At 62.9% G+C, this 18881-nt stretch carries 17 protein-coding genes; 6 read left to right on the top strand and 11 right to left on the bottom strand.

Going from position 1 to position 18881, the window contains the following annotated elements:
• Positions 1-18 precede the first annotated feature (18 nt).
• Positions 19-420, bottom strand: a complete 402-nt coding sequence (locus K8B33_RS11730; protein ID WP_223426681.1) for a CBS domain-containing protein — start codon at positions 418-420, stop codon at positions 19-21.
• Positions 421-555: 135 nt separating this feature from the next.
• Between K8B33_RS11730 and K8B33_RS11725 the strand changes: the two genes are divergently transcribed.
• Positions 556-903, top strand: a complete 348-nt coding sequence (locus tag K8B33_RS11725; RefSeq protein WP_223426680.1) for a hypothetical protein — start codon at positions 556-558, stop codon at positions 901-903.
• A 29-nt stretch (positions 904-932) separates the two neighbouring features.
• Positions 933-1529: a GNAT family N-acetyltransferase gene (locus K8B33_RS11720; protein WP_223426679.1), complete on the top strand. Its 597-nt coding sequence runs from the start codon at positions 933-935 to the stop codon at positions 1527-1529.
• 18 nt (positions 1530-1547) lie between these two features.
• Here K8B33_RS11720 and K8B33_RS11715 read toward each other — a convergent pair whose 3' ends face one another.
• The 8 genes from K8B33_RS11715 to K8B33_RS11680 all read right to left on the bottom strand — a co-directional run bounded on the left by K8B33_RS11715 (position 1548) and on the right by K8B33_RS11680 (position 9265).
• On the bottom strand, positions 1548-2837 hold the full coding sequence (locus K8B33_RS11715) for a TRAP transporter large permease (protein WP_223426676.1): 1290 nt from the start codon (positions 2835-2837) through the stop codon (positions 1548-1550).
• Positions 2834-3349, bottom strand: coding sequence for a TRAP transporter small permease (locus tag K8B33_RS11710; protein WP_223426674.1), 516 nt, complete (start codon positions 3347-3349; stop codon positions 2834-2836). Before K8B33_RS11710 ends, K8B33_RS11715 begins: the two co-directional genes overlap by 4 nt.
• A gap of 21 nt (positions 3350-3370) precedes the next feature.
• Positions 3371-4357, bottom strand: coding sequence for a TRAP transporter substrate-binding protein (locus tag K8B33_RS11705; RefSeq protein ID WP_223426672.1), 987 nt, complete (start codon positions 4355-4357; stop codon positions 3371-3373).
• Positions 4358-4389: 32 nt separating this feature from the next.
• On the bottom strand, positions 4390-5262 hold the full coding sequence (locus K8B33_RS11700) for a TRAP transporter TatT component family protein (RefSeq protein WP_223426670.1): 873 nt from the start codon (positions 5260-5262) through the stop codon (positions 4390-4392).
• 95 nt (positions 5263-5357) lie between these two features.
• Positions 5358-6266, bottom strand: a complete 909-nt coding sequence (locus K8B33_RS11695; RefSeq protein WP_223426668.1) for a rhomboid family intramembrane serine protease — start codon at positions 6264-6266, stop codon at positions 5358-5360.
• 39 nt (positions 6267-6305) lie between these two features.
• Positions 6306-7343 (bottom strand): aminopeptidase, encoded by a 1038-nt coding sequence (locus K8B33_RS11690; RefSeq protein ID WP_223426666.1) that lies wholly within the window; start codon positions 7341-7343, stop codon positions 6306-6308.
• A gap of 209 nt (positions 7344-7552) precedes the next feature.
• Complete coding sequence (locus K8B33_RS11685) at positions 7553-8395, bottom strand: lysophospholipid acyltransferase family protein (protein WP_223426665.1); 843 nt, start codon at positions 8393-8395, stop codon at positions 7553-7555.
• A gap of 3 nt (positions 8396-8398) precedes the next feature.
• Positions 8399-9265, bottom strand: coding sequence for a GNAT family N-acetyltransferase (locus K8B33_RS11680; protein ID WP_223426663.1), 867 nt, complete (start codon positions 9263-9265; stop codon positions 8399-8401).
• A gap of 109 nt (positions 9266-9374) precedes the next feature.
• Here K8B33_RS11680 and K8B33_RS11675 point away from each other — a divergent pair, with 109 nt between their 5' ends.
• Complete coding sequence (locus K8B33_RS11675; protein WP_223426659.1) at positions 9375-9602, top strand: CDGSH iron-sulfur domain-containing protein; 228 nt, start codon at positions 9375-9377, stop codon at positions 9600-9602.
• Positions 9603-9624: 22 nt separating this feature from the next.
• On the opposite strand, the gene ppc is transcribed toward K8B33_RS11675, so the two are convergent.
• Positions 9625-12294, bottom strand: a complete 2670-nt coding sequence (gene ppc, locus K8B33_RS11670; protein WP_223426656.1) for a phosphoenolpyruvate carboxylase — start codon at positions 12292-12294, stop codon at positions 9625-9627.
• Positions 12295-12506: 212 nt separating this feature from the next.
• On the opposite strand from ppc, the gene K8B33_RS11665 reads away from it, so the two are divergent.
• The 3 genes from K8B33_RS11665 (at position 12507) to K8B33_RS11655 (ending at position 17100) form a co-directional block, all read left to right on the top strand.
• Positions 12507-13454, top strand: coding sequence for a GGDEF domain-containing protein (locus K8B33_RS11665; RefSeq protein ID WP_223426654.1), 948 nt, complete (start codon positions 12507-12509; stop codon positions 13452-13454).
• A gap of 72 nt (positions 13455-13526) precedes the next feature.
• A complete protein-coding gene (locus K8B33_RS11660) occupies positions 13527-15281 on the top strand; it encodes a serine protease (protein WP_223426652.1) in 1755 nt (584 codons plus the stop codon).
• Between the two features lie 70 nt (positions 15282-15351).
• A complete protein-coding gene (locus K8B33_RS11655) occupies positions 15352-17100 on the top strand; it encodes a S1 family peptidase (protein ID WP_223426649.1) in 1749 nt (582 codons plus the stop codon).
• Between the two features lie 72 nt (positions 17101-17172).
• Here K8B33_RS11655 and K8B33_RS11650 read toward each other — a convergent pair whose 3' ends face one another.
• Positions 17173-18873: an FAD-dependent monooxygenase gene (locus K8B33_RS11650; RefSeq protein ID WP_223426646.1), complete on the bottom strand. Its 1701-nt coding sequence runs from the start codon at positions 18871-18873 to the stop codon at positions 17173-17175.
• Positions 18874-18881 lie beyond the last annotated feature (8 nt).

Below are 18881 nucleotides of genomic sequence, written 5' to 3'. Positions count from 1 at the left end.
CGACATGACGCGCGGTGTTTAAGCCGCGTCGTCACCGTTGGGTGGCAGAAACGGTTCGCGCAGGAACTCGGCGAAGCGATCACAGACATCCGTCCAGGTGAAGATGCCTGCCAGTCGGTCATGGTGACACACCACGATGACCGGCTGGTGGCTTTCCGCCATCATCTCCAGCACCTGGTCCGCGCGGGTATGCGCATCCACGCTGGGCACTGTCTCGATCCAGTCCGCCAGCGGGTCTGGTGTATCGGGCAAGGCCGCCAGCGCCACCAGACCCAGCACCTGATGCTCAGCGTCCGTCACCGGCAGATGGTGTATGCCCTGCCGCATCATCAGCGTGCGCGCTTCGGCCACGGTGGCACTCACATGGAGATGCCAGGGGAAGGGCGTCATCAGCGCGCCAATTGTGGGGATACGCTTCATCTCGGTGCCTCCTGCCTGATGCCTCATCATGCCATGACTGACGGAATCAAGTCTCCCGGGCCCTGATTTGCTATCATCGCTGTCTCGCAGTGCCCGCGGCATGACCGGGGCCCTTTACGACAAGAGTCTGTATTTATGTTCACAGCGCACCGCCTGTCGTGTCCGACAGTGCTCACCATCACCGCGCGCGCGCTCAGCGCCATGCTGGCCCTGCTCGCGCTCTCGGCGCACGCCGCAGCGCCGGACAATGATGCCGAACTGCTGGCCGCCGAAGCGCGGGATGCAGCGGCACGGGAACAGCGCGAGCTGCAGGATCGGGCCGAGGACCTCGCCCGGCAGTTAGAGGAAGCGCGCAAACTGCAGGCGCTGCAGGACGCGTATCTGGAACGCCTGACCCGCGAACTGGAAACCATGCGGCAACTGAATGCGCAAGAGAATGTGCAAGAGAGCACTCAGGGGGCACCGCATGCTGAAAAACCCTGAACCGCACAGCGCTGTCCAAGGCAGCCGTCATGTTTGACTGGCTGCGCCGCAAGCGCGACATACCCGACACATCGCCGGCCGCCGAGCCTGTGCGTCTGGCGGACGTGCCTTTGTTGCCCCCGGAAACCACAGAAGACAGTCTGCCTGAGATGGGCGGACCCTTCATGATCCGGCCAATGGAAGACGCCGACAACAGTGCCCTGCCGAAGATTTTCCGTGCCGCCATTCACGGTCAGGCGGCGCAGTTTTATACCGCCGATCAATGTGAAGCCTGGGCGGCCAGCGCCGCGGACGAATCGCCGTTTATCGCACGGCTGCGCGAGGGGGTCACCATCGTTGCAGAACTGGATGGCCGGGCCGGCGCTTTTGCCCAGCTGCATCCGGCGGACACCATTGAAATGATGTACGTCGCCCCCGGCCTGGGCGGCTACGGCATCGCCACGCTGATGTGTCAGTACCTCGAGGACGAGGCGCGGATTGCCGGCACGACCGTATTGCAGACACGGGCAAGCCTGGCAGCAAAAAAATTCTTCGAGACCATGGGTTTCAAGAGTGTGGGCACTGAGGAAGTGACGCGCGGAGACGCCGTGCTGACGCGTCACATCATGGAAAAGAAACTGCGATGACCAGCACTCTACCCGCTGTTACCGCACAAAATACAGGCTCAATGCCGGCACATAGGTAATCAGCAACAACGCGATGACCAGAACGGCCATGAACGGCAAGGTGGCTGCGTAAAGCGTGGTAATCGGTTGCTTGAAGCGGTAGCTGGCAATAAACAGATTCATGCCCACCGGCGGCGTAAAGTAACCGATCTGCATGTTGGCCACGAAGATAATGCCCAGGTGCACAGGATCAATGCCGTAACCAATGGCCACCGGCAGGATCAGCGGCACCATGATCACCAGCGCCGCGAAGATATCCAGCACGGCCCCCAGAATCAGCAGCACGATATTCAGCAGGATCAGGAACATCAACTTGCTGGAAACGTGTTCCTGCATGAAGGCAAACAGCCCCTCGGGCACGCCGGCATAGACCAGGTAACCGGTGAAGGACATGGCCACGGCCAGTATCAGCAGAATGCCACCCACCATCACCATGGATTCCCGCATGACGGCAGGCAGGCGACGCAGGCCCACCTCGCGGTAGACAAATACCTCCACGATAGTCACATACAATGCGGTGACGGCCGCGGCTTCGCTGATCACCAGCAGGCCGGAAAAAATCCCGCCCAGTACCACAAACGGCAGCGGCAACTCCCAGCGCGCTTGCCAGGCCGCTGCACGCAACTCCGACAGACGAAAGGCCTGGCGGGGGATCGGCGCCTTACGCGTCGCCCACAGGCAATACACATACAACAGCACGATCATCAGCAGCGCCGGCATAATCCCTGCCAGATACAAGTCCGTGATCTGGACCGAAGGCATGTCCAGCTGCTGGGACATCTGCTGGGCAATAATGCCGTAGATCAACAACGGAATGGAGGGCACCAGCAGCAGGCCAAGACTGCCGGACGTGGTAATCAGGCCCATGCTGAAACGGCGCGGATAGCTGCCCTTGAGCAAGGCAGGCAGCAACAGACCACCCAGCGCCACAATGGTCACGCCACTGCCCCCGGTGAGTGCCGTAAATATCGCGCAGGCAATCAATGCCACAAACGCCATGCCACCCGGCATCCAGCCAAACGCGGCCTGGGACAAGCGCAACATGCGGTCAGCGGTTTTCGATTCACTCAGCAGAAAACCGGCATACGTAAACAGCGGCAGTGCCATCAGCACCACCGAGTTACTCATTTCGTAGATATCGATATGCAGGACAGAGAGGTCAATGCCCAGACTGTAATAGCCGACAGCAGCGGCCGCCAGAATCACCGCGAACAAAGGCGCGCCCATCAACGCCAGCAGAACAAGCAGCAGCACCACCAACCAGATCATGGTGCGCGCACTCCGGCATCAACGGCATTTTTTATCCGCGACTTGCCGGGTGCGGGGCGCCGCCCCACCAGCCCCAGACAAAACAGAATGGCATAACGTAGTGCGATAGAACCAAACCCCAGCGGCACAATCACCTGCAGCCACCAGGCCGGTACGTTGGCAAAAGCCATCATACCGAAGCTGGCTTCATCACGGACGGACAGGAGACTGAACCAGGCTGCCACACCGCAGATCACGCTGGTGAACAGATCGACCACGGACAATAAAGCGCGATGCAAGAAAGGCGGCAGCCATTGAGATGCAACATCGATACTGATGTGCTCGTCCTTGCGGGAGGCGATCATTGCCCCGAGCATGCCGATCCACAACACGGCGTTCTGCAGCAAGGGGTCCACCCAGACCAGGCTGGTGCCCGCCAGATTACGCAGCAATATCTGTGTTACCGCCAGCACCATCATGCCAAGCAGAATCACAACGATCAGTGCATCTTCAAAGCGATGCAGGCCGCGCATCAACATCATCCGTGATTTGCCTCAGTCGCCCCGGTACTCATCCAGCAGCGCGTTCAACCGCGCCAGCATGTCCTCACTGATCTCGCCGCCCTCCACCAGGCGATCCGTCGCCTGACGGGCCAGCGTGCGCCACTCGCGCAGCTGCTCGGCATTCGGCTCCACCGGTTCCAGCCCTTGCCCTCTGAGTGCTTCCATGGCGCGCCGGTTGCCCGCCCGTTCGGCATTGTCCAGATCAGCGGCGGCTTCAGACAGCACACGCCGCAGCGTTACCTGATCCTCGTCGCTCAGACGCTCGACGTGTTGCTTGCCCAGCGCCAGCACACCATAGGTGTACAGCAGCGGCATCTCGGTGAAATGACTGACGCGGGTATACCATTGCAGCGTCAGCGCCGGCACCGCTGGCGCCGCAAAGGCATCAATCACGCCGGTCTGCAAGGACGTCAACACGGCGCCGAGATTCAGTACCACCGGCGAAATGCCGAACTCGCGCGCCGCCATGGCGGAACCGGTATCACCGGCAGGCAACCAGACCTTCTGGCGCTGCAGGTCGCTGACGCTGGCCACCGGATTCCGTGACATCAGATAGGCAAAGCCACCGTCCATCGGGCCAAACACTACCCAGCCATTGTCCTCGAAGCCGTCCCGGATCAGCGGGTCCAGTTCGGCGCGCACATGATCCACTTCGTCCAGGGAACGGAAGGCCAGGGGAAGGTTCAGTATCTGGCTGTCCTTGTAGGAGGACGCGAAGGCCCCGGCCTGGGCGAGGGAGCCGTGCAGCTGGCCAATGCGGATACGGCGCTGTACCGCCCGATCATCACCCATGGTACCGCCGGCATAGATACGCAGGCTGACGCGGCCGTCGGTTTCTTTCTCCAGCTGTTTCCCGGCTTCCTTGAGCCGGTTCACCGCAGCCGTACCGTCCGGGTACAAGGTGGAAATCTTGAACTCCATGGCCGCAGCGCTCAACGGCAACAGCAGCACACAGGCAGTAAACAGACGCAACAACATGATCACTCCGACACCAGGTGATATAGCGGAAATCAGAAATAATCCGCAGATTCTGCCAGCAGCCGTTCGGCTTCCTGGCGCGCAAACGTGTTCTGTAATGTCAGACCATGCTCAGCAGGGTCCGCAGCAATGACCTGTTCCAGCAGATCATCATGCAAGGTCTGATCGTTGGCCATGCGGGCGTAACGCTCGGCATAGAGCACCTTGGCCAGCAGGTTACGCCCCTCGGACAGTGACACCGCCTTTTCGAAGTGCGCCCTGGCGGCATCAGGCTGGCCACCCAGTTCTCCCGGCAGCACGCTATCGAGCACCGCCAGGTACATATGCGCCTGCCCCCGCTCGTAGCTTGCATCAAGCTCTGTCACCCGCTCCAGCAGTGCCCGGACACGGGCCAGGTCTGCCACCGCGCCCCAGTCGTCACTGTGCGCCTGAATGTATCCCGCCCAGGTGGTTCCCAGCGTATACAGCACCGGCACATCGCGTGCGCGCAGGCCCGCAAGTTGTGCTTCAAGTTTCGGCACATTCATGCCACGGACATCACACAACGCAGCGCGTCGGGCACAGGCAGCGCGCGTGGCATAATCCAGTGCTTTCTCCGTCATCCGTGCCTGCCGCTCGGGCTCTTCCACAAACAGGCCAGCGTAGGCGCTGTACAGGCTTGCGCCGGTGCGCAACATATCCACGCTGTCAGGCCAGTTGACGATCAGGCCGTCCACCATCAACAGGTAGGTTGGCAAGCCCTCGGCCACCAGCTCGACATCGTCATTGTTGAGAATACCGTAGGGCAGATTGTCGCCAACCCGGGCAACAGCACAGGCCTGCAGCAGACCGGCGATCAGAACCAGCATGAGAGAAGGCAGGAGACGGCGGCGAAACAACCCGGAGAAAGTACTCAGTGTGCGCATGTTCTGTCCTGTTGGCCGGTGGTTGCAGGCAATCACTGCTGAAACAACAACCGGCTGAAAAGCAGAGGTCTTTATAGCAGGCGCCCCAAGGCAACTCAAACCCGTGGCCCTCCACGGTTGTCAACAATCCGGCGCCGGTAATACCCGGTGGCGGCCCCCAGCGCGCAACCGCTGAGCAACCCGAACAGATGCGCCTCATTGGCCACATAGCTGGTCAGGGCAACGTAGCAGAACACCAGCCAGCCCACCATGAAAATGACGATCTCTCGGCGCAGGCCATAACCGGCCTCCGGGTTCACCTTGCCGTACAACCACAGGTACCCCAGCAGGCCGTACACCACGCCAGACAGACCGGCGAATGCCGGCCCGGAAGAAAGAAACTGTGCCAGGGCAGAAACCCCGGCCGTCACCAGCGTCACAAACAGCAGCTGCTTGCCGGACTGGAAGCGCTCGATGATGCCGCCCAGCTCCGCCCACCAGAGCAGATTAAAAGCCAGATGCAGCAGGCTCAGATGCAGCAGCATGGGCGTAAACAACCGCCAGGGCTGGCTGGCCAGCCCCTCCAGCGAGGCCGGAAACATCAGATAGCGATAGATGCTCTCGCCCATGAACTGCTGCAACAGATAGACCAGCAACACGGCGCCCAACACCGTGCGCGTTACCAGCCCCATGCGAGCCAGCCAGCCACTGCTGAACAGCGCTGGCTGGCCCACAGCCCCGCTAAAACCGGAGCGTTCGTGAGGATGCTCGCCAGTGCCATCGGCAGATTGCCGTGCCGCCGGCGCGCTGGCCTGCCAGGCGGCCGCCGCAAAGCGCGGGTCCTGCGGATTGCGCAGGAACAGTGCCACCAGTGCCCGGGCCTCGTCATAGTGATCCGGGTCCTGCAGGTACAGCACGGTTTCCGCACCTTCGGAACGCACCACACTGAGAATGCTCTGCCCACGCAGCGCCGTCGCCAGCAAGTGAGCCGGTTGCGCATGGTGGAAGCGAGCCAGTTCGATCATTCGTTGTCGTCCCCATCGTCTGTTTACTGGTGATGCCTGCTACTGATGACTGAGCTGCTGCATGACACGGGTACGTTGTTGGGCAGGCAAGGCAGCAATACGTTCCACCTCCTGCCAGAAACAGCCCCAGCCTCCACCGCAGCGCAGCAGCACTGCGTCAAAGCCACTCACCCACTGGTTATAATCACTGAAGGTGTTGAGCTGCGCGTTATTCAGCGGCCCGGCAAACCAGCGGGCGTAACGCGCCAGCGCGGGCTCATCCTCTTTCGCCAGTTCGAATGAGCGCCGCAACTGCGCCTGAACCGCCGCCTTGCCCGCGGCCAGCACAGCCTCGTCTGACTCACTATCATACAGGATCGCAAGCGCCTCCCGGGCCTCGGCCACCAGTGACAGCATCTGCTGCCGCAGACGCTCCGACTGCCGCATATCAACCACCAGCGCAGGATCACCATGGCGCGCCAACCAGCGGCGCGCCCCCTCTCGCCCGACACTGGTCGCCAGGCTCTCGTTGAAGCGGGTATCGCCCTTCAGATAAAAACGCCGATGGGCCAACTCATGAAACAACAGATCAGCAATCTGCGCGTCATCGCCGGCCAGCATCGGCGTAGTCAGCGGGTCTGCAAACCAGCCCAGGGTGGAATAGGCCACTGCCCCGCCCTCGTAGACGTCATACCCTTGCTGCCGCAATGCTTCGGCCTCCCGGGCTGCCCGCTCAAGATCGAAGAAGCCCCGGTAGCTGGTACAACCCGCCACCGGGAAGCACCAGGTCTTTGGCGTCAGGGAATAAGCCGGCGCGGCAAACAGGTTCCACACCACAAAGCCGCGCTCCAGCGCGACATAGGTGCGGTAGGCATCATCCACCGGCAGCGCCAGCGCCGTTTCTGCAAACACCAGCATATCGTCGGCGCGCTGCAGGCGTTCACGCAGCGCGGCAGGGGTTTGCGGATCCGCCAACACCCGGGCTACCGGAACGCGCTCACGCATCAGATCGGTGTGGCCTTTGGCCAGATGCAGGTAATAGCCCGCCTGGCAGCCACTCAGGCATGCCATCAGCGCCGCGATGGCGACGCTCCTCATACCGGGGTCTCATGCCGGGAAAGCCGGCAAGCAGCAGGTTGTTTCCGGGCGCTGACGTCAGGCATGTGCGGCTCGCAGGTGGGTCGGCATGACCACCGATGCTACGCAGCCGCCAGCGTCTATGCCAGCACCTGCACCAGTCTCATGCCAGTCTCATGCCAGCCCCTGCACGACGACGCAGCGTGCTGATGAGGTCGAGGCAAGGTCGGCTAGCGATGGCTCATGGCAGGATATCTGACCAGCGCCGTCACGGCCGCGTGGGCCGCCCGGGACAGGGTGTCCGCATCGTCATACTGGTCCGGCGACAAAGGATCGGCATTGACCACGCTGACGTGAACGCGATCTCGCAGCAGCAGTTGCCAGAGGTGGCGCTGGAAGACGTCATCGCCGATAAAGGCGACCTGTTTATCTGCAGCGCCCTCCTCAGTGAGATAACGTATTGCCAGCGGCTGCACCGTTGCCCCCGCCTGCAGTGGTGCATCGAACAGCTGCCGGAAAAAACGTCTGACCCCCGTGCCGTCGGTGGTCGTGCCCTCCGGGAATACACAGATGCTGCGACCCTCCCGAAGATGCGCCGCTATTTCACCGGCTTTTTGAGCGGATTCGCCACTGCCCCGGCGAATGAACAGCGTGCCCGCCGCCAAGGCCAGGCGCCCCACCAATGGCCACTGCCGCACTTCCGCCTTGGACAGGAAATGAATATCACCGCGCGCCGCCAGCACCGGAATATCCAGCCAGGAAACATGATTGCTGACCAGGAAGGTCCCCGGCGCAGGCAATCCGCCCTGCCAGTGAATATCGACGTGCAGGATGCGCAGTAGCTGTGCGGCCCACTCGCGGGCGGCAACGCGCACGCGAGGCTGATGGGGCCGCCGCACCGCATCAATGCGGAACGCCAGCCACAGGCCGCCCAGAATATGCATCACAACCCGGACCAGGCGACCAAGGCGGCGCAACTGCGGCCACAATCGACCGCGCAACAGCGGCGCTGCTATCGCAGACCGAGCGTCCAGAGGTAGGTCGTCATTCACCGTGCAGGGCTTATGCGGCATGGCTCATACCGCGCGCCTCAATTGCAGAAAGTGCTGTACGTAACGCGCTGGCAAACGCTCCACTTCCATCAACACAAAAAAATCCAGGCAGTTGAAGTCAGGGTCCCAGCAAGGCTCGCCGCAGATGCGCGCGCCCATGCGCAGATACGCCTTGAGCAACGGCGGCATGCGGACCTTGTCGGTGCTCGCCAGCGGCAAGCGCGGCACCGGCACCAGCGGCGTGACCCGCTGCCCCACCGGGCTCATATGTGCCGCACGAATCTGGCTGACAATGCCGCGCAGATCGTAGCCTTCATTGAAGGCGACGCTGGCACAGCCGATCAGATAACGAATATCTTCCTCGATCATGAACTGCGCCAGCCGCGACCAGAGCACGGTGATCACGGCACCGCTGCGATACTGCGGATGAATACAGGTGCGGCCTATCTCGGCAACCCGTCCGTCCAGACGAGCGACCATGGCCATGTCGAATTCGCCAGCAGAGTAAAAGCCGCCGGTGCGCGCCAGACCCGCCTGGGTCAGCACCCGGGTATACCCCACCAGCTCACCGGTCTGGTTATCCCGCACCATCAGATGCAGACAGTGTTTGTCGAAGCGGTCGCGGTCGAGCCCGAAGGGTGCCTTCATGCTGGCGCCGTACTCTTCGCTGAAGATCCGGTAGCGCATGCGCTGGGCGCGCATGATGTCGCGTCGCGACCGGCTGAACCAGGCACTGAACCGCGGCGCACCGTCTGCGGCGCCTGCCAGGCCCTGGGCGGCATCCCCGCCTTGCGGTCGCCACTTGCCTGCCGTCGTGGTGAACGGTTTGGCCAGCGCCTGTTTCAGATGCGGGCTGAATGCTTTGATTCGTACGGCGGCCTGCGCGAGCATAGGACACTCCTGATGATCTTTCGCGCAGTGTCCGCCTTGCGGGTTGCCGGTTCGTGACACCTGTATGACGTTTCCGGGACAGCTTTCCGGATGAAAGGAGACAAACCCTGTGACGGCAAGACGCTACCCGGTCCCCATCGCCGTAGAGCACGGCAAGACCTATTACTGGTGCGCCTGCGGGCAGAGCAACACCCCGCCGTTCTGCGACGGCAGCCATCAGGGCACGAGCGTGCGCCCGGTGGCCTATACCGCGCCCCGGGACAAGATCGTGTTTTTTTGCGGATGCAAGAAGACCGGGCAGCCCCCGGTCTGTGACGGGCGCCACAAGGATCTGTAACGCCCGATGCTCTCGACAAGTATCAGCCAGTGTTGCGCATACCCGCTGCAATGCCGGTGATGGTCACCATCAACGCGCTTTCCAGACGCGGATCCGCATCCCCGCCATCGCGCAGCCGCCCCATCAGTTCCGCCTGCAACAGGTGCAGCGGGTCGGTGTAGGGATTGCGCACCTGCACGGACCAGCGCATGACCGGATTATTGTCCAGCAAATCCGCCCGGCCACTGATCTGTTGCAGGGCTTTTACCGTCCCTTGCAGCTTTTCGCGCAGCTCGGCCCCCAGCTCGCGCAGCACGCGATCCTGGGTCAAACGCTGCTCGTAATAGCTGGCCACGGCCACATCGGCTTTCGCCAGCACCATTTCCAGCATGTTCAGCATGCCCTGAAAGAACGGCCAATCCGCCTGCATACTGTCCAACCGTGCCCTGCGTTGCGGGTCGGCCAGGGCTTCATCCAGCGCCACACCCGTGCCCAGCCAGGCCGGCAACATCAAACGTATCTGTGTCCAGGCAAACACCCAGGGAATCGCACGCAACGAAGCCAGCCCATCCGCCTGCTTGCGCCGCGCGGGACGGCTGCCCAGCGACAGGCGCGTCAACTCCTGCTCCGGTGTGACCGTGCGCAGATAATCCACCAGCGCCGGCGTATCACGCACCACCGCGCGATAAGCCTGCACTGCGGTGCCGGTCAGGCGTTCCATTTCTTCGCGCCAGGCGTCACTGGGGCCTTTGGGCGGAGCCAGCGTTGCCTCCAGTGTCGCCGCCACATACTGCTCCATGTTGTGGATGGCAATCTGCGGCAGACCGTACTTGAAACGAATCACTTCACCCTGTTCGGTCACGCGAATCCGCCCCGCCACGGAACCCGGCGGCTGCGACAGCAATGCCATGCGGGTGGGCGAGCCGCCGCGGCTGACCGAGCCCCCCCGGCCATGGAATAACGTCAACGGTATGCCGTGCTCGGCAAACAGCGCGGTGAGTTTCTCCTGCGCCTGATACTGCGCCCAGGCGGCCGCCAGAAAACCGGCATCCTTGGCGGAATCGGAATAGCCGATCATGATTTCCTGGCCGTCGCGCACGCGCTCCCGATAAGCGTCCACCGCCAGCAGCTCACGCATGGTCTGCTCAGCCTGTTGCAGATCACTGAGGGTCTCGAACAACGGCACCACGCGCATGAACTGCTCAACACCCGCCTGCCGCTGCAGCAGCATCACCGCCAGCACATCCGAAGGCGCCGTCGCCATGGAAATCACGTAAGCACCCAACGCGCCCGGCGCTTCGTCCGCGATCACCTCGCAGGTCGCCAGCACTTCGCGCACCTCATCGCTGCATTCGTCACTGCGATAAAAACGCGCATCCACCAAGGGCCGCTTGCCGGCCAGCTCACGCAGCAGAAACGCCTGACGTTCAGCCTCATCCCAGGCCAGGTAACTGCCCAGCCCCAGATAGCGTGTCATCGCATCGATTGCCGCACTGTGGCGCGATGATTCCTGGCGAATATCCAGCTTCAACAGGGTGATACCGAAGGCATGGATGCGTCGCAACGTATCGCGCAACGCGCCCTCCGCCAGCTGCGCCATATTGCACTGGCGCAGTGAGCGATCAATCAGTTGCAGGGGTATCAGCAATGCATCAGCGCTGACGATGATGTCATCCGCAGGCGCGTCTTCGCCGTTCAATTGCGCCTCGATATGCCGGCGCGTATTGCGCAATGCCTGCCGCAACTGTCGCAGAATGACCCGATAAGGTTCCGGGCTCGGCCCGGTTACGGCCAGCAGCTCCTCCGACGCCTCGTGCATGGCGAAATCTGCCAGCAGTTCCTCCACATCCCGGATATACAGATCTGCCGCCATCCAGCGCGCCAGACGCAATACTTCCCGGGTGACGCTTGCCGTGACATTGGGATTGCCGTCCCGGTCGCCGCCCATCCAGGAAGCAAACCGGATCGGTGCCGCCGCCACCGGCATCGGCCCACCCAGCATCTCGGACGCCGCCTGATCCAGCTCACGTAAAAAGTCGGGCACCGCCTGCCACAACGATTGCTCCAGAGTGGCGAACCCCCACTTGGCTTCGTCGACGGGGGTCGGTCGCTCGCGCCGGATTTCATCCGTGCACCAGGCGGACAAAATGCTGCGCCGCAAGGTCTCGCGACAATGCGCCAGCTCTTCGCCGCTCAGATCCTGACGGTCCAGCGCCGCCAGTTCGACCGCCATACGATCATATTTGCGGATCAGCGTGCGCCGGGAGACTTCGGTAGGGTGAGCCGTCAGCACCAGCTCCACCGACAGGCTACCCAGCACCTCGCGCACCGCCTCCGGGGCGTGGCCGGCATCCAGCAAGCGCTGTATGACCTGACGCAGACTTTCCGTGTTGACGCTGTCCGCGTCATAGCCCTGGCGTTGCCGCCGCAGCCGCACCCGGTGCTGTTGCTCGGCAAGATTGGCCAGGTTGAGAAACTGGCTGAAGGCCCGGGCTACATCCAGCAACGCTTGCTCGTCCAGCGGTGCCAGTACCGCCCCCAGACGACTCATATCAACCACGCCGCTGGTGCGTGCTTCCACGGCCACCTGGCGAATCCGCTCGACCAGGTCGTATAACGCATCCCCTTTTTGCGCACGCAGTGTCTGCCCCAGCATCTCACCCAGCTGGCGCACGTTCTCGCGCAACGGCGCATGCAGATCGGTTTCGTTCACCTGTTCTCTCCCGGTTGCACAATAACCTTTCGTAACCTTCCTTCGCATAATGAACGCCTTGCCGGAATGATAATAGTGATGCCTCAGGATGATCGGTTCTGCGCTTGCCGCCACCGCTCGGATACCGCACCATTGGCAGGCGATGGTCGGCGCTCGCTCGGGGCAGGCTGCCCATGACGCACCCCGGCTTTTGGATAACCAGAATACAAACTATGAACCTGCCCAGCTCGCTTGCCACCGATCGCGGTACCAACACCCTTCAGCTGACCGCCCGGCTGTTGTTCACGTTGCTGGTGATCGCTTATTTCACTGCGTTGCCCGCGCTGCAGTTGCCCTTGCATGGCGCACTGATGGCACTGCTCATAGCGCTGTACCTGCTGCTTCAGGGCGGCCTCTTCTATCGCCCCTTTGCCGGCGCGCCGCTGATCGGCAATCTGATCGATCTGATTGCACTCGGCGTGCTGGTGATGCTCGACCCGGGCGAGCCGCCGCCGACCCTGGCGCTGATGATCGTGGCCGTGCTCAGCACCGGTTTGCTCAACGGCCTGCCGCGTTTTCTCTCCAGCCTGGGCATTGCCGCTGTGGTACTGGCCGTAGTGCTGCCGCTGCGCTTGCAGCAATCGGACGCGCCGCTGGCTGCCAGCTCCCTGTTTCTGCTCGCAGTGATGCTGACCTGTGCGGTGTATTTCGGCCTGCTGCTGTATCGCAACAAGGTGCTGACGCGGCTGGCTCAGGAATCCACCTGGCAAGACCCGCAAACCGGCTTGATCAGCCGCACCGCTCTGAGCCATACCGCAGGCTGGCTGCTGCCGCTGCACGAACGCCTCTCCAGCCCGCTGACCGCCATCATGCTGCGCCCGCATGACCCGGCGCAGCTGGACGCCCTGGCCGGTGGCCTCAGCCAGCGCCTGCGCCGCAGTGACATCGGCGCCCGCGCCGACGACCACTGCCTGGCCCTGCTACTGCCGGACACCAATGTTGCCAACGCCGAACGGGTCATCACCAGCCTGCGCGAGCACACCCCGCCGTTCACCGCTGTCATGGCGGCAGTGCCTCGCGAAACCAGCCTCGACCTGGTCATCGACCACCTGGGCGACACCTTCCGGCGAGGCGATACGGCCGAGCGCGAGCTGATCCACGCCCCGCCGTTACGGCCGTGACCGGGCCCTCATCTGGCGCCGCTCGGAACACGGTACACTTCGCCCGATAGCTGTATATACCCGGGAGTCATCATGCGCCTTGCCGCCCGCCCCCTTTGCTGTTTATGCCTGCTTGGCAGCCTGATCCTGTGGCATCAGGCCAGCGCCAGCGCATTCAGCACGCGCATTTTCGGAGGCGAGGAGGCTGGCGAAGGTGACTGGCCGTGGATGACGGGCTTGCGCATCACCTTTGAAGATGGCACCGCCGGCTTCTGTGGCGGCCAGTTGATTTCCCCGGACTGGGTGCTTACAGCGGCACATTGCCTGATCAAGGATAACGATGCCGGCAGTCGGGTGAATGCCTCCCACGTCGCGCTTTACTATGATGCGCCGATCTTTCCCGACGGCAGCTTTCCGGCGGAAAACGACAGCGATGAAATCAGCGCCCTGGCGCTGGTGCATGGCCAATTTGTCTACAACAATCTGCTCAAGGGTTATGACATAGCCCTGATCCGCGTCAGCCAGCCGCCCGCGATAGCACCCTATCCAGACCTGGCAGACATGCCCCGGATACAGGCGCTGGAAGCCGCCTCCCCACTGGACCGCAACGACCGCCTGACGGCGCTGGGCTGGGGCGAATTCACGCCCTCATCCGGCATTTCGGAGACGCTCCAGCAGGTCGCACTCGACTACATCACGCGTGAGCACTGCGGCAGTTACTGGTTCAGGGCTGACACCTCGATACTCATCTGCGCCAACGAGCCAGCCCCGCCAGATGAGGCCGAGTTCGGCCAGGACACCTGCCAGGGAGACAGTGGCGGCCCCCTGCTGGACGGTACGCCGGACGTGCCCGTTATTGTCGGCATTACCAGCTTTGGATCAGTGCAGGGTTGCGGCCTGGCGCATGTCCCCAGCGGCTACACCAGCACTGCAGATATGGCGGAATGGATCGAGACGTCCACGGCGGCACCGCCACCAGACACCGACGCACGGCCGCTGATCGACGCCGCCATTCATATTCCCCGCTATCATTCGCTGCCCGCCAACCCGGCGCTGGCAGCGCCCTACGACATCGATTTTCGGGTACGCAATGACAGTCTGGTAAATGCCGCCACACTGCAGCGTCTGACGCTGACCCGTGATGACGCTGATGACCTTGCCCTGGAGATCAATGGCAGCGTCTGTCCGGAGGACGATTGCGACCTCTCCGGTCTGTCCCCGTTTGCTCCTGAACAGGAAATTGCCGGCAAGGTGTCAGTCGCCACGCTGCCTTCGGGTGAAGACCAGACGCTCATCCTTTCATTGCAACTCGCGACGCAGGAACACGATTATCGCAGCAGCAACAACCGTCCCACCGTGCGCCTTTTCCTGACGGACAAACCTGATCTGAATCTGGTCGCGCCCGGTTTCGTGCGCGGCACCTTCCGCAATCAGCAACGCCGGGCCACGGTGAATATACGCCTTGAAAATCTGTCCACCCATGCCACCGCAGACCAGGCCGGGCTGACCGTGGTGCTACCTGCCGCAACACAATTGCTGAATGCGACATCCCTCCAATGCGACACGTCCGACGCCGGTCTGATTTGCCCGGTGCCGGCCCTCGACCCGGGCGGACAGCACAGCATGGCACTGACGCTGTCATCCGAAGATGGCCTGCCACGCACCCTGCATCTGCAAGCGGATGCCAGCGCGGGCTCCTTCGGTGCCGGTGAAACCCGCGCCGCCGTGACACTGCAATACCCCACTCTCGAGGACACGCTGCCACGCGTGGGTAGCCGCAGCGGCTTCAGCATCGGTTGGCTGCTGCTGGCCTTGCCCCTGCTGAGCCTGCGCCGTCGTGGGGCCTGACAAAAATTCACACCTCCCTTGCGCATGGGAGGTAAACTGAACGGCATATTTTGTTGCCAGCGAGATCCTCATGCCAGCTCCTTCACGCCTCGCCAAACATTTCGCCAGCGCCGTTGTGATGACGAGTTGCCTGATCTCAACCGCCAGCCTGGCCAGTGGCGTCAACGCTCGCATTTATGGCGGGGAAGATGCTGATCAGGCAGATTGGCCCTGGATGACGGGGATGAACATATTTTTTACGGGTACCAACCCCGCCTTTTGCGGTAGCCAACTGATATCCACCGACTGGGTTCTCACTGCGGCACACTGCCTTGTGCGGGAGTCCGGCGCGCTCGCGGAAGACATGGACTTTTTCTATAACGCTCCGGATTTCGGTGCCTCAGACCCAATAGAGACAGAGCGCAGATCCCGCGACGACATAATCATCCACCCCGAGTACGTCCCCGACCGTATCGCTCTGGGGCACGACATTGCTCTGGTCCGCGTTTACAACGCGCCATCTTTGCCCATGTTTCCGGATCTCGCTGATGGACCCACCGTCGACCATCTCGAGAGCCTGCCAGCACCACGCCGCGACGACATCATGACAGCGCTGGGATGGGGGCAGACCAGCCCCACCAGCACCGGCCTGGCCCTGCGCATGCAACAGGTCATGCTGGATTATATTCCGCGCACGCCCTGCAACAACTTCTGGGGCGGCCTGCCGACAGAGCTGCTGGTCTGCGCGGGGGAACCTGCGCCACCTCCCAGCGCGACCTTCGGCCAGGACACCTGCGTCGGCGACAGCGGTGGCCCCCTGCTTGTCGGCACGCCCGCCGCGCCGGTGATTGTCGGCCTGACCAGCTTCGGTTCTGCCCAGGGCTGCGGCCTGACCAACGTGCCCGGCGTGTACACCAGCACCGCCGCGTTCGCCCAGTGGGTAGAAGAAAGCACCGCCACTCCGCCAGCAGGCATCACCCCGGCCGCCCTGATCGACGGTGCCATCCTCATTGATACCTACCATTCACAACCGCCGGGCCACCCCATCAGCGACATCACATTCGAGGTCGGCAATAACAGCGTGGTCAACCCGGCGTCGCTCATCAACCTGACCCTGGTGGACGCTCCCGGGGCGTCGACCCTCTCGGTGGACGGCACGACCTGCCCTGCCGGGAACTGTGACTTGTCTGCCAGCAATCCTGTCGCACCCGGCGTCTGGCAACCCGGCGCCGTCAGCCTGGATGTTGCTGCGCCGGCCGCGGACACCACCATTGCCTTCGCGCTGCGCCTGACCTCGGACGAAGAGGATTATCGCAGTAGCAACAACCGTCCGCAGGTGCAGATCTTTGTGACCGACAAACCGGACCTGAACCTTCAGGCACCGACGTTTGTACAGGGCGCCCTCGTCGCCAATCAGCCACAGGCCTGGCTCAACGTCAGTGTGGAGAATCTTTCCCGGCATCAGAACGCGGAAAATGTTGTTGTCGAGCTGACACTCCCCCCCGCAACAGATCTGGTCAACGCAGGCACCCTGGGATGCACGCAAAATAGTGCCGTGATGTCATGCCCGCTGAATACTGTCGCGCACGGCGGTAGCAAAGATCTGGCACTGCGTCTGCAATCCGGGGACAGCATTGCTCGCACCGTGTCCCTTGCTGTCGTGAGCGGCAACGATACGTTCGGCGCAGGCACCCTCGAACGTGAGGTACAGGTGGCCTATCCGCAACCGGAAGGACTCACCCTGTCGGGCTCCAGTAGCAGCGGGAGCATGTGGCTGTTCAGCCTGGTCGCACTGTTGCTGCGCTACCGGCCGAGGTCCGTCCGAACGCCAGCAGCCTGACCCACTCTCAATCAGGTGCTCAGACAGGTGCTTACAAGGGGCGCCCAACCTGGCACGCGGGACCTGCGCCGCTTACCGCCGGTGCATGTCGGCGAGGTAATGCATCAGCTCATCGGCATCGGTGAGCGGACCACGAAACGCCAGGTGCCCGTCAGGGCGCATCAGCCACAGTTGGCCCTCATCGCCGAATTGCCGCGTCACACCCTCGCCCTCCGCAACCCACAGACCGGGGGCCGCGCCGGGCGCGGGTCGATCCAGCAGGTCGCGCAACTTGTCCGGCCAGACACTGCCTGAGGCCATGATCTGAATGCCCAGCAGGTGACCGAATTCTTCCGGCAACCGCGACAGCAGCGCGTACACCGCCAGCACGGCGGCGTGGTCCAGATCGTTCGATCCGGGCAGCTGTATCAGTAATTGAAAAGCCCCGCCCCGCTGGCACTCGTGCAATCGCCCCGGTCGGCCATCGGCCGCTGCCCGCCATGCGGCGTCCGGGATCCGGTCACCGGGCTCCGGGCCGCTCTGCCGGCGCCCTGCGTAAGCCCCTGAACTGGCCCGGACAATCGGTGAACCACGGTAATTCACATCCAGCTGGCTGGCACGGCGCACCAGGCGCGCACCCAGCTGCGGGCGGCTGCCAGCGAATCGCAGCACCCCGTTTCGCAAGTGCCGTAACGGCGCAGCACGGGCAAAGGAACTGCGCGACAGCAAATCCACCGCTGCCAGCATCTGCCGGGCCACCGGGCGGCGCTCCTGCTCGTAGCTGTCCAGCAGGCGGCCGTCGCCGTTGTCCTGCAGGTAGGCGGCCAGCTTCCAGCCCAGATTGAAGGCGTCGCCGATGCCTGTGTTCATCCCCTGCGCGCCCAGCGGGCTCTGGATATGACAGGCATCGCCGGCCAGCAACACACGATTGCGGCGATAACGGCCCGCCAGTCGGCGGTGAATCGAGAAGCGACTCAACCAGCGCGGCTCGCCCAGCACGGGCGTCTCGCCCCCGAAATGGGCATCACACTGCGCCAGCCGGTCACGAAAAGGTGTCAGATCCAGTTGCGGCGCCAGATCCTCATCGTCGGTCTGGTTGATGATCAGCCGCCAGCCATCCGGCAGCGGAATAGCAATCAGGGCGCCGTCACCGAGCAGGAAGCCGTGCGAGCTGTCGCGCGCCAGCGGCCAGTCGATATCCAGATCGGCCAGCAGAAAATGGTCGGGGTAACGCTCGCCGTCGAAGCTGATACCCAGCAGGTCCCGGACCCGGGAGGCGGCACCATCACAGCCCACCATCAGATCCGCACGCAGAAACTGCTCGCGCGCCGCCCAGTGCAGGCGCGCCTCGACACCGCCTTCATCCTGGCTGAAATCCATCAGTTCACAGTCGCGCACCAGCATGCCGCCGAGCGCGGTAAAGCGCGCTGCGAGACACTCTTCCACTTCGGTCTGGGGGCAGGACAGTACGTGAGGATACGGCGCGTCCAGCACTGTCAGGTCCAGGCTGAACAGCGGCCCGCGATCACCATAGACACTCACAGCGTGTTGCTTGAGACTGCGCGCGGTCACCGCATCCAGCACCTCCAGCGCGGCGAGAATCTCCTGAGTGCGGGCATGCAGGCCCAGTGCCCGCGACCAGGGCAGTGGCGCCGGCAGCTTGTCGATAATCAGACAGTCGATGCCGCGCTGCCGCAATGCGATACCCAGCGTGAGCCCGGTGGGCCCCGCGCCGATAATCAGAACCTGGGTGCGCGTCGGCCACCCCTTCACGGACGCTGCTTTTTCTGCCACGTGCTATA

The sequence above is a fragment of the Alcanivorax limicola genome (assembly GCF_019931215.1).
GTDB lineage: Bacteria > Pseudomonadota > Gammaproteobacteria > Pseudomonadales > Alcanivoracaceae > Isoalcanivorax > Isoalcanivorax limicola.
Note: the sequence above shows the minus strand (reverse complement) of the source record. Positions and strands in the feature narration are given on the sequence as shown.

Excerpts from the sequence above, each read along its gene's own strand:
- K8B33_RS11730 (WP_223426681.1), bottom strand. The coding sequence starts at position 420 with ATGAAGCGTATCCCCACAATTGGCGCGCTGATGACGCCCTTCCCCTGG.
- K8B33_RS11725 (WP_223426680.1), top strand. The coding sequence starts at position 556 with ATGTTCACAGCGCACCGCCTGTCGTGTCCGACAGTGCTCACCATCACC.
- K8B33_RS11720 (WP_223426679.1), top strand. The coding sequence starts at position 933 with ATGTTTGACTGGCTGCGCCGCAAGCGCGACATACCCGACACATCGCCG.
- K8B33_RS11715 (WP_223426676.1), bottom strand. The coding sequence starts at position 2,837 with ATGATCTGGTTGGTGGTGCTGCTGCTTGTTCTGCTGGCGTTGATGGGC.
- K8B33_RS11710 (WP_223426674.1), bottom strand. The coding sequence starts at position 3,349 with ATGCGCGGCCTGCATCGCTTTGAAGATGCACTGATCGTTGTGATTCTG.
- K8B33_RS11705 (WP_223426672.1), bottom strand. The coding sequence starts at position 4,357 with ATGTTGTTGCGTCTGTTTACTGCCTGTGTGCTGCTGTTGCCGTTGAGC.
- K8B33_RS11700 (WP_223426670.1), bottom strand. The coding sequence starts at position 5,262 with ATGCGCACACTGAGTACTTTCTCCGGGTTGTTTCGCCGCCGTCTCCTG.
- K8B33_RS11695 (WP_223426668.1), bottom strand. The coding sequence starts at position 6,266 with ATGATCGAACTGGCTCGCTTCCACCATGCGCAACCGGCTCACTTGCTG.
- K8B33_RS11690 (WP_223426666.1), bottom strand. The coding sequence starts at position 7,343 with ATGAGGAGCGTCGCCATCGCGGCGCTGATGGCATGCCTGAGTGGCTGC.
- K8B33_RS11685 (WP_223426665.1), bottom strand. The coding sequence starts at position 8,395 with ATGCCGCATAAGCCCTGCACGGTGAATGACGACCTACCTCTGGACGCT.
- K8B33_RS11680 (WP_223426663.1), bottom strand. The coding sequence starts at position 9,265 with ATGCTCGCGCAGGCCGCCGTACGAATCAAAGCATTCAGCCCGCATCTG.
- K8B33_RS11665 (WP_223426654.1), top strand. The coding sequence starts at position 12,507 with ATGAACCTGCCCAGCTCGCTTGCCACCGATCGCGGTACCAACACCCTT.
- K8B33_RS11660 (WP_223426652.1), top strand. The coding sequence starts at position 13,527 with ATGCGCCTTGCCGCCCGCCCCCTTTGCTGTTTATGCCTGCTTGGCAGC.
- K8B33_RS11655 (WP_223426649.1), top strand. The coding sequence starts at position 15,352 with ATGCCAGCTCCTTCACGCCTCGCCAAACATTTCGCCAGCGCCGTTGTG.